This window comes from Polynucleobacter sp. MWH-Adler-W8, from assembly GCF_001889925.1.
GTDB lineage: Bacteria > Pseudomonadota > Gammaproteobacteria > Burkholderiales > Burkholderiaceae > Polynucleobacter.
On the sequence record NZ_LZFI01000006.1, the window covers coordinates 83863 to 99069 of the forward strand.

Annotated in this window: 18 protein-coding genes; 13 read left to right on the plus strand and 5 right to left on the minus strand. The window is 45.8% G+C overall.

The window, feature by feature from the left end; translation table 11 throughout:
- The first annotated feature begins 21 nt into the window (after nucleotides 1–21).
- Entirely contained in the window at nucleotides 22–1362 is a 1341-nt protein-coding gene (locus AOC28_RS08380; RefSeq protein ID WP_202816846.1) for an aspartate aminotransferase family protein, read from the plus strand.
- Nucleotides 1363–1385: 23 nt separating this feature from the next.
- Here the strand turns inward: AOC28_RS08380 and AOC28_RS08385 are convergent, their stop codons facing one another.
- A complete protein-coding gene (locus AOC28_RS08385) occupies nucleotides 1386–2114 on the minus strand; it encodes an LrgB family protein (RefSeq protein ID WP_072583528.1) in 729 nt (242 codons plus the stop codon).
- On the minus strand, nucleotides 2107–2454 hold the full coding sequence (locus AOC28_RS08390; RefSeq protein ID WP_072583529.1) for a CidA/LrgA family protein: 348 nt from the start codon (nucleotides 2452–2454) through the stop codon (nucleotides 2107–2109). The genes AOC28_RS08385 and AOC28_RS08390 overlap by 8 nt, the downstream gene beginning before the upstream one ends.
- Before the next feature lie 217 nt (nucleotides 2455–2671).
- Here AOC28_RS08390 and AOC28_RS08395 point away from each other — a divergent pair, with 217 nt between their 5' ends.
- The 12 genes from AOC28_RS08395 to soxA all read left to right on the plus strand — a co-directional run bounded on the left by AOC28_RS08395 (nucleotide 2672) and on the right by soxA (nucleotide 13442).
- Entirely contained in the window at nucleotides 2672–3823 is a 1152-nt protein-coding gene (locus tag AOC28_RS08395; protein ID WP_072583530.1) for a branched-chain amino acid ABC transporter substrate-binding protein, read from the plus strand.
- A gap of 31 nt (nucleotides 3824–3854) precedes the next feature.
- Nucleotides 3855–4787 carry a branched-chain amino acid ABC transporter permease gene (locus tag AOC28_RS08400; protein ID WP_072583531.1) on the plus strand — a complete coding sequence of 311 codons (933 nt, stop codon included), beginning with the start codon at nucleotides 3855–3857 and terminating at the stop codon, nucleotides 4785–4787.
- Between the two features lie 2 nt (nucleotides 4788–4789).
- A complete protein-coding gene (locus AOC28_RS08405) occupies nucleotides 4790–5932 on the plus strand; it encodes a branched-chain amino acid ABC transporter permease (RefSeq protein WP_072583532.1) in 1143 nt (380 codons plus the stop codon).
- The gene (locus AOC28_RS08410; protein ID WP_072583533.1) at nucleotides 5929–6723 is read left to right on the plus strand and encodes an ABC transporter ATP-binding protein; all 795 of its coding nucleotides are present in this window, start codon (nucleotides 5929–5931) and stop codon (nucleotides 6721–6723) included. Before AOC28_RS08405 ends, AOC28_RS08410 begins: the two co-directional genes overlap by 4 nt.
- A 2-nt stretch (nucleotides 6724–6725) precedes the next feature.
- Entirely contained in the window at nucleotides 6726–7433 is a 708-nt protein-coding gene (locus tag AOC28_RS08415) for an ABC transporter ATP-binding protein (RefSeq protein ID WP_072583534.1), read from the plus strand.
- 6 nt (nucleotides 7434–7439) lie between these two features.
- Complete coding sequence (locus AOC28_RS08420; RefSeq protein ID WP_072583535.1) at nucleotides 7440–8585, plus strand: M20 family metallopeptidase; 1146 nt, start codon at nucleotides 7440–7442, stop codon at nucleotides 8583–8585.
- A 122-nt stretch (nucleotides 8586–8707) separates the two neighbouring features.
- A complete protein-coding gene (locus tag AOC28_RS08425) occupies nucleotides 8708–9157 on the plus strand; it encodes a (2Fe-2S)-binding protein (RefSeq protein WP_072583536.1) in 450 nt (149 codons plus the stop codon).
- A 10-nt stretch (nucleotides 9158–9167) separates the two neighbouring features.
- On the plus strand, nucleotides 9168–11384 hold the full coding sequence (locus tag AOC28_RS08430) for a molybdopterin cofactor-binding domain-containing protein (RefSeq protein ID WP_072583537.1): 2217 nt from the start codon (nucleotides 9168–9170) through the stop codon (nucleotides 11382–11384).
- Nucleotides 11385–11411: 27 nt separating this feature from the next.
- Nucleotides 11412–11852, plus strand: coding sequence for a sulfur oxidation c-type cytochrome SoxX (gene soxX / locus AOC28_RS08435; RefSeq protein WP_072583538.1), 441 nt, complete (start codon nucleotides 11412–11414; stop codon nucleotides 11850–11852).
- Between the two features lie 11 nt (nucleotides 11853–11863).
- Nucleotides 11864–12337, plus strand: a complete 474-nt coding sequence (locus tag AOC28_RS08440; protein ID WP_072583539.1) for a SoxY-related AACIE arm protein — start codon at nucleotides 11864–11866, stop codon at nucleotides 12335–12337.
- On the plus strand, nucleotides 12334–12663 hold the full coding sequence (locus AOC28_RS08445) for a thiosulfate oxidation carrier complex protein SoxZ (protein ID WP_072583540.1): 330 nt from the start codon (nucleotides 12334–12336) through the stop codon (nucleotides 12661–12663). The genes AOC28_RS08440 and AOC28_RS08445 overlap by 4 nt, the downstream gene beginning before the upstream one ends.
- Nucleotides 12660–13442, plus strand: coding sequence for a sulfur oxidation c-type cytochrome SoxA (soxA, locus tag AOC28_RS08450; RefSeq protein ID WP_237767777.1), 783 nt, complete (start codon nucleotides 12660–12662; stop codon nucleotides 13440–13442). Before AOC28_RS08445 ends, soxA begins: the two co-directional genes overlap by 4 nt.
- Nucleotides 13443–13459: 17 nt before the next feature.
- On the opposite strand, the gene purU is transcribed toward soxA, so the two are convergent.
- The 3 genes from purU to AOC28_RS08465 all read right to left on the minus strand — a co-directional run bounded on the left by purU (nucleotide 13460) and on the right by AOC28_RS08465 (nucleotide 15155).
- Nucleotides 13460–14314 carry a formyltetrahydrofolate deformylase gene (gene purU, locus AOC28_RS08455; RefSeq protein ID WP_072583542.1) on the minus strand — a complete coding sequence of 285 codons (855 nt, stop codon included), beginning with the start codon at nucleotides 14312–14314 and terminating at the stop codon, nucleotides 13460–13462.
- Nucleotides 14315–14389: 75 nt separating this feature from the next.
- The gene (locus AOC28_RS08460; RefSeq protein WP_072583543.1) at nucleotides 14390–14773 is read right to left on the minus strand and encodes a hypothetical protein; all 384 of its coding nucleotides are present in this window, start codon (nucleotides 14771–14773) and stop codon (nucleotides 14390–14392) included.
- Nucleotides 14751–15155 (minus strand): surface-adhesin E family protein, encoded by a 405-nt coding sequence (locus AOC28_RS08465; RefSeq protein ID WP_072583544.1) that lies wholly within the window; start codon nucleotides 15153–15155, stop codon nucleotides 14751–14753. Before AOC28_RS08465 ends, AOC28_RS08460 begins: the two co-directional genes overlap by 23 nt.
- Nucleotides 15156–15207 lie beyond the last annotated feature (52 nt).

The following is a 15207-nucleotide window of genomic DNA, read 5'->3' on the forward strand; positions in this document are numbered from 1 at the left end:
ATAGAGAAACGCATGACAACAATGAATAAAACAAGCAGCGGAATTGATATGTCAGCTTATTGGCTGCCATTTACACCTAACCGCTACTTTCAGCACCATCCGAAGATCATGCAGTCAGCTAAGGGAGCTTACTACTTTGATGATCAGGGTCGTAAGCTATTTGATGGCTTATCTGGGCTGTGGTGCTCTCCATTGGGGCATGCTGATCCATGTATTGGTGCAGCTATTCAAAAGCAGTTTGAAACGATGGATTATTGCCCTGCATTTCAGATGGCCAGTGAAACAACTTTTAGCTTGGCTAGTCGAATTGCGAAGATGGCACCAGAAGGATTGGACAAAGTATTTTTCACCAACTCTGGTTCTGAGGCGGTTGATACTGCATTGAAGATTGCCATTGGTTATCACCGTGTTATGGGTAATGCATCCCGTATTCGACTGATTGGTCGAGATCGCGCTTATCACGGTGTTGGTATTGCCGGTATATCCGTAGGCGGCATGGTCGCCAATCGCAAAATGTTTGCCAGCATGATGATGCCCGGCGTAGATCATTTGCCACACACGTTAAATCTTTCGCAGATGGCTTTCTCAAAAGGGCAGCCTAAGTGGGGCGCCCATTTGGCAGAAGAGTTAGAAAAGATTGTGGCTCTTCATGATGCCAATACGATTGCCGCTGTCATCATGGAGCCTGTACAGGGATCAACCGGAGTAATAGTTCCACCGGATGGCTATTTACAAAAGATTCGTGAGATCTGTACTAAGCACGGTATTTTGCTGATCTTTGATGAGGTGATTACTGGCTTTGGGCGCTTAGGCGCAAACTTCGGCGCCGATCGTTTTGGTGTAACGCCCGACATGATTACGTTTGCTAAAGGAATTACCAATGGTGTTATTCCCATGGGCGGGGTGATTGTGCGTGGCGATATTTACGACAACATTATTGCGAATGGTGGTCAAGAGCAGGCGATTGAATTTTTCCATGGCTATACCTACTCAGGTCATCCAATACCGGCAGCTGCAGGCCATGCAGTGCTCGATATCTTTGAGTCTGATGATTTGGTCAATCGGGCTCGATCTCTTGAACCTGTTTTAGAAAATGGACTTCATGCCCTAAAAGGCAAGTCAGGCATTTTGGATATTCGTAACTTTGGTTTATCTGGCGCTGTTGAGCTTGACCCTGTGCCAGGAAAGCCTGGTCTTCGTTCCATGAAGGTGCTTGAGGCCTGTATCGAAAGAGGCACTTTAGTGAGAGTAGCGGGTGACGCTATTGCCGTTGGGCCTCCATTTATCTCTAAGCCTGAAGAGATCGAGTTTATGTGTAGCGTTTTAAGTGATGCTATTGACGTAGCGATGCAGATTAAATAAGTGGATTAAAAAACAGAGACCTATCACTTATTAAATAGGTGATAAATCACTGGGATAGCAATAGCGCTCACCACGCCATTCATGCCCATTGCTAGGCTTGCATACGTTCCTGCTTCAGGATGAATGCTAAACGCACGTGAGGTGCCAATGCCATGCGCGCCAATACCAATCGCAAAGCCTCTTTGCCACCAAGCCTTCATACCCAATGCATTTAGGACAAAGGGCGCCAAAATAGCGCCTAGTATTCCGGTGCTCACTGCAAAGATGGCTGTCAGGGTGGGCGAGACGCCAATACGCTCTGCAATACCCATGGCAATTGGTGCGGTAACAGATTTGGGGTACATGGCACCAGTGATGCTGGAGTCTGCCCCGAGCACAGTAGCAATACCTACCGCGCTAATGATTGACACTAATCCGCCCGTGCATAGCGAAGCAATCAAAGGGAGCGATCTCCCCTTAAGGCTGCCCAATCCTCTGTAGATGGGGATAGCCAAAGAAACTGTCGCGGAGCCTAATAGAAAGTGAATAAATTGCGCACCCTCAAAATAGGTTGAGTAGGGCATTTCAATAAATTGAATCGTACTTGCCACAATCAAGATGGCAATTGCTACTGGATTGGCCAATGGATTCTGATGACTAGCCTTATAAATGCTGAGCCCAATTTGATAGGCCGCTAGCGTAATAAACAGGGCAAAAAGCGGGCTTCCTGATAGGTAAACCCAAATCTCAACGATGGAGTGCTTTTCACTCATGAGATTCTTTCCTGCTCAATAAACGGGCGACTAACGCGCTAGAGGCAATAGTGAGGATGACGCTACCAATGAGGGCGCTAATAATGGCCCATGCATTTGCCTTGAGCTGGGGCAAGAAAAGCACCACGCCAACAGCGGCTGGAACAAAGAGAAGTCCAAGGTACTGACTAAAGCCATCACCCACCATAGCTAAGTCGGCATTAATTCCTTTGCGCAAAACAAGCCACAGCACCAAGAGAACTAATCCAATGACCGGTCCAGGGAGGGTCGGCAAAAGGAACTTGGAAACGAGTTCGCCCAAGCTTTGAAAGAGAAGGATTTGTACAAGACCAAAAATCATCTATCTATCTTACCGCCTGCGTGAATAGAGTGCCCGGATAACCATCTCAGTGCCTGAGGCACCAAAGAAGGGGTTTTCTGAAGCTGCCCCATGGCTATCTAAGTTAGATTTGAACTATTCAGGGATGTCCTGAGGATTCCAGCCAATATCTTGTATACAAAACCTTGCTACACTGGTCTGAAAATAGCAGTTCATATTAATAAACAGGAGATTCAACATGAAGTCACTGGTATCTGGCTTGCTTCTTGCTTTGTGTTCCAGCCTTTCTTTTTCTGTATCGGCTAAAGATACGGTCAAGATTGCCTACATTGGGCCGTTGACCGGAGGTGTTTCTGCAAATGGTATTGGAGGACGAAATTCTGCTGATCTAGCGGTTCGCCTTAAAAACCAAGACCCGAATGCTAAATATAAGTATGAATTGGTTACTGCTGATGATGAGTGCAAGCCTAACGTGGGTGTTCAAGTCGCTACCAAAATTGCATCAGATAGCTCCATCATCGCAGGTGTAACCCATTACTGTTCAGCAGTCGCCATGAGTACTGTCGATGTTTATCATAAGTTTGGTTTGCCAGTCATGGTGTGGGGCGCTGTTCTCCCTGAAATCACTTATGGTAATGACTATAAAGAGATTCATCGCGTTAACGGCACGATGATTAATCAAAATGAAGTTGCAGCTAAATTTTTAACGGGCTTAGGCTACAAGAAGTGGGTCATCATTCATGACACTACCGATTACGGCAAAGGTCACAATAAGTATTTCTCTCAGTTCCTCACTAAAAATGGCGGTCAGATCTTGGGCACCTTTGGTGTCACTGCCGATCAACAAGATTTCACGGCTGAATTAACCAAAATCAAGCAGTTGAATCCTGAAGTGGTTTACTTTGGCGGTCTCACACCAATTGGTATTCGTATCCGCACACAAATGGATCGCTTGGGTATCAAGGCCGTATTTGAAGGAACCTCTGGAATTAAGTCTGATGCTTACATCGAGGGCCTGGGTAAATTATCTGAAGGCTCTTTGTCTTTCATCGAAGGCGCGCCATGGGAAAAACTCCCAGGTGGACTTGAGTTCATTGCCAAGTATTCACAACAAAAGTATCCGGATGCGCCTGAAGCCTACGGTCCTTTTGCCTATACCGCTACTAATTTGATCATGGCTGCAATTGAAAAGGCAGGCCCTAATCGTAAGAAGGTAATGGAAGTTTTAAACAATACCCAAAACGTAGAAACGATTATTGGCAAAGTCAGTTTTGATGATCATCGTCAAAACATTGTTCCTTTGATCTCTAAGTATGTTGCGCAAGATGGCAAATGGGTTCTCTGGGAAGATAGTCTCTATGCTAAGAAGCAGCGTAAGTTAGGTCAGTAATTGAAATCGTAGTAGAAGAGGGTAATTTTGCATGTCATTTGATATTTTTTTGCAGTACTTGCTCAATGGTTTGATGTTGGGTGTAATTTATGCAATCGTGGCAGTTGGATTTACCCTCTACTTCGGTGTTTTAGATGTCATTAAGTTTTCTCATGGTGACATCCTCATGGTGGGGGCCTTTGCTGGCCTCACTGCTTATATCGGTATAGCCGAGACCTTTACTTCTCCTTGGCTACAGCTTCTAGTGTTAATAGTAGTGAGTCTGGCTGTTGCAGCCTTTCTTGGCGCAGTCATTGCGCGTTATCTGATTCTGCCTTTACAGAAAGCGCCCCCAATCAACACCTTATTGGTAACTTTGATGTTGGGCCTAGCGCTGCGTGAATTAGTCCGTTTGTTTTATCCAAATGGATCGAATCCAAAACCTTTTCCAAAGTTACTGCCTGTAGACGGTATTGCTCTCGGCGAATTTACTTTACGCTCCGATAGCCTCATCCTACTCATTACCGGAGTTTTAATCATTGTTGCGGTTCAACGCCTGATTACCAAGAGCAAGATTGGTTTGGCTATTCGTGCGGTTGCACAAGATAGCGAAACAGCACGCATTATGGGCATTAACTTCCATCGAATTGTCTTGATCACATTCATGTTGGGTTCAGCCTTGGCTGCATTAGCTGGCTTAATGAACGGCCTGTATTACAACGAAGTCAATTTCAGCATGGGTTTATTGCTAGGTGTGATTGGCTTCTCGGCTGCGGTAGTTGGCGGCTTGGGAAATTTCTATGGAGCGATTGTGGGAGGGTTTTTATTTGCAGGACTCCAAACGATTGGCGCTGTTTTGTTACCCGCCATCATGCCGAGCGTTCCTAGCGCCTATAAGGATGTCTTTGCATTTGCAGTAATTATCATCATCATGGGATTAAAGCCTACAGGCTTGATTTCTGAAAAATCCAGCGAGCGAGTTTAAGTATGAAGTTATTAATATCTGCCTTCATTGCCTGCCTGGTCTATTGCATTTTATTGTTGGGCTCTGAAAACCAGTTAGAAGTTGGCGCTCTCGTAATCCTTGCATTTGCAACTAGTTTGGTTGGTAAAAAATTAGGGTTGATGGATAAGCTTGCGCTTGCCGTAAGAGAGCATCCGCAGTTTCCTGCTTATGCCTCGATTGCAGGCGTGCTGATAACTATGTTGGTGTTCCACAACTCACACTTTGCGCTGTTGATGCTCGCTACAGTGCTGATCTATTCCATTGTTTGCCTTGGCTTAAACATTCAATTTGGTTATGTCGGCATCGTGAACTTTGCAGGCGCCGCTTTCTTTGGTATCGGCAGTTATACCGCTGCAATATTGGCGACGCACACAGCGATCCCGCATTTGCTGGTTCTATTTATCGCTGCTAGCATCTCCGCCTTAATTGGTTCTATTTTGATTTATCCTGTATTGAGAACTCGCGGGCACTATGCTGCATTAGTGACTATTGCATTTGGCATCCTGTTCCGTAATTTCTTGGAAGTAAATGACACTCTGGGAGGTCCACAGGGATTAAAGATTCCTCCGCTCACTATTTTTGGCTGGAATTTATCGGATGGTTTGGACATTGCTGGTTTTGAGCTGTCTTTTTACATCCCTTATCTACTGATCGCATTAATCTTATTAATCGCTAGTTTCAGAATTACCCGGAACTTAGAGCGCTCATGGATAGGCTTAAGTATGGATATGGTCCGTACTGATGAAATTGCAGCTTCTACTTTTGGTGTGAATATTGCGCACTGGAAGGTGGTGGCATTTACATTGGGTAACTTCATTGCTGGTATGGCGGGAGCGCTCTATGGAATGATGACTGCCTATGTTGCCCCCAATAACTTTACCTTTGCCGACTCTTTGATTTTGGTATCGATTGTGATTTTGGGCGGCATTGGTAATCCATGGGGAATCATTCCTGCGGCAGCCATTGTGGTGATTCTTCCTGAGAAGCTTCAGTTTATTCAGGAATACCGCTTCTTGCTATATGCCATCGTGGTGATCTTGATCTTGCTATTCCGTCCCGATGGTTTACTGCCAAGGCGGATTCGTGAGTATTTCCCGGGTAACAAAGCGGGAGGTCAAAAATGAGCTCATTACCATCATCCAAGAAGCAGATTCTGGTCGCAGAAAAACTCACCATGCGTTTTGGTGGTGTGACAGCATTAGATTCATTAGATCTTCATGTGAACGAGGGTGAGGTATTGGGATTGTTGGGCCCCAATGGTTCTGGCAAGACCACCTTTTTTAACGTGATTACCGGTCTGTACCGGGCAAGTTCAGGAAGTGTCGCATTCCGCGGTGAGAATTTGACTGATGCCACTGCTCAGCAAGTGTATTTGCATGCGATTACTCGTACGTTTCAGCGCTCACGCTTATCTTTACCGCTGACTGTCTTTGACAACATCGCCATTGGTGATAACCGTCGATTAAATACCGGGCTTTTCTTCAATTTGTTTCAACGAGAGAAGTTCAAACAAGAATACGAAGGCTTGGTTGAGCAGGTGAGACAGTTGCTTCTCACATTTAACCCTAAGTTAGCAGACAAAATATTTGAGCCAGTTGCTAGCCTCCCCATGATTGATCGCCGCCGTATTGAAATCTGCAGAGCCTTGATCAGTCAACCTGATTTACTGCTTTTAGATGAGCCTTCAGCTGGCATGACTCACGATGAGACCGCTGAAGTAATGGATGATATTTTGCAGGTACGCAGCAAGATTAAGCCATTCACCATTATTTTGATTGAGCATGAAATGGGTTTAATTCAGCGGATGACTGAGCGTTGCATTGTTTTGAACTATGGCAAGAAGATTGCTGAGGGCACTTACGATGAGATTGTGAATAACCGCGAAGTGCAAGTCGCTTATTTGGGGCAAGAATAATCATGGCCTTATTAGAAATTGAACACATCTATACCGCGTACGATCGGATTGATGTACTTGAAGATGTATCCATCAAAGTCGAGAAGGGTGAAATCACCTGCATACTCGGCGCTAATGGTGCTGGTAAATCCACTTTAATTCGCTCCATCCTGGGCTTGACTCCAGCCAATCGTGGAAAAATTATTTTTAATGGCGTGGATATTGCCCATTTACCAACACATCGCATTATTGAGGCGGGGATTGCATGCGTTCCTGAGGGGCGTCGTGTGTTTCCACGTATGACGGTGGATGAAAATCTATCCGCCGGAGCTTATTTGGTGACCGACAAAAAGGTCATTGAAGAGCGTCGTGAGCATGTTAAGCATTTGTTTCCGCGTCTTGCAGAGCGTTCCAATCAGCTAGCAGGCACCATGTCGGGTGGTGAGCAGGCCATGCTTGCTATTAGTCGCAGCTTAATGAGTTCGCCTGAGTTGCTGATATTCGATGAGCCTTCGCTGGGCTTATCACCGCTGTTTGTAAAAGAAAACTTTAAGATCATTAAAGAAATCAATCAAATGGGGACCACAGTTTTATTGGTTGAGCAGAATGTTCGTCAAACCTTGGCAATCGCCCATCGTGGGTATGTCATTACCAAGGGTCAAGTGGTGGCTAAGGGAAGTGCTGCTGAATTGGCTGAGAACGCCGAAGTTCAAGCGGCTTATTTTGGATAACTCAAGATGACTAATAGCATTCCCGATCCAATTGAATTAACTCAAGCTCTAATTCGCTTCAATACGATTAATCCCCCGGGTAATGAAGATCAAGTTTGCAACTATTTAGCCAAGCTTTTAGAGTCAGTCGGCTACGAATGTCGCAAGATTGAATTTGCTCCGCATCGAATGAGTTTAGTTGCCAAAATTGGCGCCTGCTCCGATCAAAAACCAAGCATTTGTTTTACTGGGCATGTAGACATTGTCCCTTTGGGTGCTCGTACTTGGAAATATGATCCCTTTGCCGGCATTATTGAAGATGGCAAGCTATATGGGCGTGGCTCTAGTGATATGAAGAGTGGCGTAGCTGCTTTTGTTGTTGCGGCTATGAAAATGGCTGACTCGGCAAAGCAGGGAGGCGGTGTGAGCATGATCATTACCGCAGGAGAAGAGACGGGTTGTGAAGGCGCATTTCATTTGGCAGCTAACCAGGAAATATTGGATTTTCTGGGCCCTGCTGGATGCTTTATTGTGGCTGAACCTACCGCCAATGAACCTTTGCTGGGCCATAAGGGTGCCTACTGGCTGAAAGCTTCTACCGATGGCGTCACCGCACATGGCTCGATGCCCGAGCGTGGCGACAATGCGTTCTATAAGCTAGCTAAGGCAGCATTAACACTAGAGAAATTTACCTTTGATACTCCGGTTCATGAGTTGATGGGGCAGGGCACTCTTAATGTTGGTACTGCTAAATCAGGCATTAATATCAACTCGGTTCCTGATGCAGCAGAAATGACGCTGGATATTCGTACGGTTGCAGGCCAAAGCCACCAATATATTTACGGCTGCCTATGCAAAGCGCTTGGCCCTGCAGTTCGCCTGGACACTATTATTGATATCGAAGGTGTGTTCACGCCCGCTACAGATCCCTGGATGGCAAGCGTATTTGATTTTTGTGAAAAGATTAATGGGGTTCGCCCGGTTGAAAAGACCGTGTCTTACTTTACCGATGCATCAGCCTTAAAGCCCGCAATCGGCAATCCCCCCACGGTGATTCTAGGGCCAGGCCAGCCAGAAATGGCTCATCAAACCGACGAATTTTGTTATGTCGACAAGATTACAGATGCGACCCAGTTATTTTCTGAATTAATCCTTGATTGGCAGACTCACTAGACCTTTGTCCCCAATATATGTTGCATTGCAATATATTGATTCTTAGTTAAGATAAGCACAAGATAAGAAGGGGTAATGAAGTTACCTCTGGAACCATAAAAAGAATTTTTAGGAGAGCACTGATGGCTGAATTGAATGTCAATGGCAAAAAATATAAGGTGGACGTAGATCCAGAAACCCCATTGCTTTGGGTGATCCGCGAACAAGTAGGATTAACCGGCACTAAGTATGGATGTGGAGTGGGTCAATGTGGTGCTTGTACAGTTTTGTTTGAGGGTCAAGCCATGCGTAGCTGCTCTATTCCAGTAGCTGCAGCTGAAGGTAAAAAAATCGAGACTATTGAAAGTTTAGAGAGGAGTGGTCAGCTTTCTAAAGTTCAAAAAGCGTGGGTCGACAATCAAGTGCCTCAGTGTGGTTACTGTCAGTCCGGCATGGTAATGGCGACCACTGCTTTGTTAAGAAACAATCCAAAACCTACCGATGCACAAATCGACGAGTCCATTACTAATATCTGCCGCTGTGGCACATTCCAGCAAGTACGCGCAGCAATTCATGCGGCTAGCAAGGCTTAAGGGGAAAGACATGACTACAAATACAAATATTTCCCGTCGTCATTTTGTTATTGGCTCTAGCGCTGTTGCGGCTGGCTTGGCCATTGGCTTTGATTTTTCTTTTATATCTACTGCAAATGCTGCAATGGGCACCGGTACAACCGCTATGGCCCCGTTATCAACCCCAGAAATCGGTATCTGGGTTGTAGTTAAGCCAAACGATGATGTTGTTGTCCGGATCGTTCGCTCAGAAATGGGCCAGGGAACCATTACCGGTTTGGCGCAGATGGTTGCTGAAGAACTTCAATGCGACTGGAAAAAAGTAAGTTATGAATATCCATCGCCTGCTGAAAGCTTGGTGCGTAAGGCGGCTTGGGGCAGTTATTCTACTGGCGGAAGTCGTGGTATTCGTACCTCTGAGCAGTATGTTCGTAAAGGGGGTGCCGCCGCCCGCATGATGCTTATTCAGGCTGCCGCTACTCAATGGAATGTACCAGCCTCTGAGTGTGTTGCCATGAACAGCGTTATTACACACACACCATCCGGTAAGAAAACGACTTTTGGAAAAGTTTCTGTTGCCGCATCCCAGTTGGAAGTTCCTAAAGAGATTCCATTAAAGGATCCAAAAGAGTGGAAGCTCATTGGTAAGCCAGTCAATCGTATTGATGGTGTTGCTGATAAGGTTACGGGCCGTCAGGTTTACGCAATTGATTTGAAGATGCCTGATATGTTGGTCGCAACTATCAAACAGTGCCCAGTATTTGGTGGCAAGGTTAAGGCCTACGATTCTGCAAAAGCCATGAATGTGAAGGGCGTTAAGAAAGTGGTTCAAGTCGGCGATAATGCTGTTGCCGTTATTGCTGATACGTTTTGGCATGCTAAAACTGGTCTTGAGCAGGTAAATATTACTTGGGATGAGGGAGCAAATGCTGCCGTTTCGAGCGCATCTATTAAGAAAAACCTAGAAGAAGGTTTGACCGCAAATGACGCTTTTGTCGGAAGCGCTAACGGTGATGTGAAAGCTGCCTTTGCTAGTGCGTCTAAAACAATGGAGGCGACTTATTTCTATCCATTTTTGAGTCACGCAACCTTAGAGCCACAAACTGCTACAGCGAAGTGGACTCCAGAGATGTGTGAGGCATGGGTTCCAACCCAAGATGGTGAGGCATCATTAGCAGCATTGATAGCGGCTGCTGGGTTGCCCGCTGAAAAATGTAATGTCTATAAAGTCAACCTTGGTGGAGGCTTTGGCCGTCGTGGTGCCTTTCAGGACTTCACAACTCAAGCGGTAAATATTGCAAAGCAAATGCCGGGAACACCTATCAAGTTGATTTGGACTCGAGAAGAAGATATGACACATGATCACTATCACCCAGTGATGATGTGTAAGATGTCTGCGTCCATCGATGATAAGAAAAACGTTACCGGTTTAAATATGCGTTTATCAGGCCAATCCATCTTAGCCGCAGTTCGCCCAGCAGTGGTAGCCTCGAATAAAGGTAAGGATCCTGCAGCCTTTCAGGGTGTAGATGAGACCGGTGAGCATGGCATTACTTATAAATTCCCAAATTTAAATATTGATCACGCTATGCGTAACACTCATGTCCCGCCAGGTTTTTGGCGTGGCGTGAATGTGAATCAAAATGCCATTTTCTTAGAAACGTTTATGGATGAGTTAGCAGAAGCTACCGGTGTAGATGCCATTGATTTCCGTCGTCAGCACATGCAGGATTATCCGCGTGCGATTGCAGTTCTCAATGCGGTGGCTGATGGCATTGGCTGGACTAAGCCAGCTGCGCCTGGAGTATTTCGTGGCGTCGCACAGATGCATTCTTATGGAAGCTATGTCGCTGCCGCTTGCGAACTCTCAGTGATCAATGGTACTGATGTGAAAATTCATCGTATCGTAGCGGCAACTGATCCAGGTTATGCAGTGAATCCAGCTCAAATCGAGCGTCAGGTTGCTGGCTCATTTGTTTATGGCTTGTCTGCTTTATTTGAAGAAGAAATTACCATTGAGAATGGCGCAGTTGTACAGAAGAACTTTGACACCTTTAACTCGATTCGCCTATCTCAAATGCCAAAAGTGGAAACCATCATCATTCAAGGTGGCGGTAAAGAGTGGGGCGGTGTTGGTGAACCAACTATTGCGGTAGCTGCACCAGCAGTACTTAATGCATTCTACCGGGCAACAGGCAAACGCTTGCGCACAGTGCCCTTGAAAAACAGCGGCATTAAGTTGGTCTAAGAGTTAGTTCATAGTGAAATTGTGTCGATGAGAAAGAGGATTGCACTAGCATTTTCATTGCTAGTCATTCTCAATCTCAATGTTGTGCACGCTCAAGTGATTACGGGGGATTCGATTTTCGAATCCCTTTCTTCTGAGGCGGGCAATCCACTACGTGGCAGGGCAATCGTGGCAAGTCGTCAAACGGGTTTGTGCTTGTTGTGTCATAGCGGTCCCTTTCCAGAAGAGCGCTTTCAAGGGAACTTAGCTCCTGAATTGAAGGCGAGCGTAGCAAGGTTAAGTGCGCCTCAATTAAGAGCGCGTATTGTGAATGCAGCACACTTCAACCCCCAAACAATCATGCCGGCCTATTATCAAATAGGGCATCTCAATCGTGTAGCCCCTAAATTTGTTGGTCAAACCATCCTGAATGGCCAAGAGATCGAAGATGTGGTCGCTTTTTTAATGACTTTGAATAATCAAAACTAACTGAACTCTAGATGAAAAATATTAGTCAGTATCGACGGCAATGGCTTAAGCAAGCTCAAGGTCTTGGGCTGATAGCCCTAGGCTTACTAGCAAATCCTTTAACAGCCTTTGCTAAAAAACAAGAGGCTGATGAGGCTATTAAAAAGATTGTTGGTGGAGCCACTATTCAGGAGGGTAAGGTAACCTTAACTATTCCTCCACTTGTGGAGAACGGTAATCTAGTGGTTTTGAAGGTGAGTGTTGATAGCTCCATGACCGCCAATGATTACGTTAAGACCATCCATGTGATTGCCGAAGGCAATCCTTTGCCGAATATCTTTACCGTGTACCTTACCCCTCGCTCAGGAACTGCCAATATTACGACGCGCGTCCGTTTGGCTGATAGTCAGAAGGTATGGGCTATTGCGCAAATGAGTAATGGTAGTTTTTGGCAGGGTTCCGCCGAAACCTTAGTAACCCTTTCTGCATGTACGGAGGTGGTATGAGTAAAACTTCCCGTACATCCATCACGATGCCGACGACGGCCAAAAAAGATTCCATTATTGAGATTCGCGCAATTGCGCAGCATGATATGGAGTCAGGTTTTCGATATACCGAGGGTGGTAAGCCCATTCCTCGCGACATCATTCGTACCTTTACCTGCACCTACAACACTGTGGAAGTGTTTAAAGCGGATTTCTATTCAGGAATTGGGGCTAATCCCTTAATCATCTTTACCACTATCGCCGTTGAGTCAGGAACCCTTGAATTCAGGTGGGTTGGGGATGATGGGTACGAGGCGGTAAACCAGTCTCACATTACTGTTTCGTGAAAAAAAAGACATCTCTTTTTCTGAGCAGTCTTTATCTCACGCTTGTTGGCTTCATATGCATGGGTGTGGCTAAAGCAATCCCGCCATCACAACAATCGAGTTATGAATTAATGTCTGCCGAGAACAAGGCAATGCAGGATGATCCTTCACTCAATCCGGCAATGTTCTGGGTTGGTGATGGTGAAAGTTTATGGCAACAGAAGCTTGGCCCACAAAATAATTCTTGTAGCACCTGCCATGGCGATGCAAAAAAATCCATGCGGGGTGTAGCGACACAATATCCGAAAGTGATAAAAGGCAAACTCCAGACACTGGAAGGCCAAATCAACCAGTGTAGAGTCGGCACCCAATCAGCCCCCGCCTTAGTCTACGAGAGCAAAGATCTCTTAGCCTTAACTGCCTTTATTGCATTTCAGTCCAAGGGCATGCCAATTGTAGTTAATGAAAACTCTGCTAACGCACCTTTCTTAAAAAAGGGTAGGCGGTCATTCAATGAGCGCATGGGACAGCTCAATTTATCTTGTGCGCAATGTCACGAGGATAGGGCGGGTCTAAAGCTTGGCGGAAGCTCAATACCGCAAGGACACCCCAACGCTTATCCCATATATCGCTTAGAGTGGCAAACCCTGGGCTCTTTGCAAAGACGTTTGCGCAACTGCATGAGCGGAGTTAGGGCGCAACAATTTGAGTATGGTTCGCCAGAGATGGCGCAGTTAGAGCTATTTCTGATGTGGCGAGCCAGAGGCCTTCCCCTAGAATCTCCAGGGGTGAGGCCTTAGCAAAGGTTTTTCCTCAGTTAATCAGAAAAGACTACTGAAGTAGCTCCATTAATGAGGACGCGATCGTGTAGGTAGTAGCGTAAAGCCCTTGAGAGAACTGCGCGCTCTAAATCTCGACCCTTACGTACTAAATCATCTGGTGTATCGCCATGGGTAACGCGGGTCACGTCTTGTTCAATGATCGGACCCTCATCCAGATCGCTGGTCACAAAATGGGCGGTAGCACCAATCAGTTTGATGCCGCGCGCATGTGCTTGATGGTAAGGTTTGGCACCCTTAAAGCTAGGTAAGAATGAGTGGTGCACGTTAATGCAGCGGCCAGATAGCTTGGTTGATAAATCATCCGACAAGATTTGCATGTAGCGCGCCAAAATCACCATGTCTACCTTAGACTCTGCAACAATTTCAAGAAGTCTCGCCTCTTGCGCTGGCTTGGTTTCAGGCGTGACTGGTAAGTGGTAGAAAGGGATGTCCGCAAAATCAATGCTGGCATAGACGTCACGAGGATGGTTGGAGACGATGCCGCAGATGATCATTGGCAATTCACCAATGCGCCAGCGATAGAGGAGGTCTACCAGGCAATGGTCTAACTTGGAGGCCATGATTAATACGCGCTTAAGATCCTTTACTGCACGCAAATCCCAAGTAAGTTCAAAACGCTTTGCAATTTCCACAAAGCCCGCTCTAAGTGACTCTACATTCGCAGGACAGCTAAAGCTGACGCGCATAAAAAAGCGCTTTGACGCTTTGTCATCAAACTGTTGAGCTTCTTCAATGTCGCCACCTAGTTCAAATATATAAGTGGAGACCGCAGCAACAATGCCGGGTTTATTCGGGCAGGTAAGAGTAAGGTAATAGTTTTCAGTGGCCATATTAATTCGTTATTAGATTGCTTGTAAGTACTAATTTTAGACGCTTATCCCCCTGATTGGGGCTAAGTGGCCTAGTTATTGCTGGGTGGAACTCTTGGTCGTATCTCCAGACCCTAAGAAGGGCTCACTTTTATCCGTAACAGTGGGTAGCACAACTTCAATACAGATGGGCTTTGAGTCAATCACATTAAAGAAGCTACATTCTTTTTTGGTGGCAGCAGATGCGGCGTGCTCTAAGGGGGATTTACCTGTTGCTACAGTTGAGGCAAGGCTAACTGCTGTTCCAGGATTTGCTACGGCAGCGGTTCCAACCGTACTCGCTGCGGCTGTACCGGAGCTGCTAAGCGCTACCAATGGCGCAGCGCAGGCACTCAAAAATCCTAGTAAGCAGATTAAGCCAATCCAGAGGATATGGATTAAGCGCAAATACGGAAAATTATTTGCTACGACACGCAACATTAAATACACCTGCAGCCCATGAGCCGTTTGGAATGGCTTCAAAAATGCTATCAGGGGTTTTTTGATCTACAACTACTTTGCCTTTACCGCGATTGCCAGTGAATACTTTGAATTCAATCGGACGATATTTTCCAGAGCTGCAATCGTATTCGTTTAAACCAATAATCGAATTCACATTCTCTTTAGTTTGTGGGTCTTGGCCAGGCTTTTTAAAGTCTAGCATCGACATAATCTGCGCTAAATTTCCCTGAGTTTGCAGGGTAGCGGTATCCACATACACAGTGGATTGATCATTTTTGCCAATATCTTGCCAGGCAGCCATAGCATTGCTGCTTACCAGTAATGAGGCTGAAATTGCGAGTAGGGTGGTGATGGATTTCATGAGAATTCAGTCCTTAGTAATTGCTTGTGATGTGTATACGGTATTTTAAACG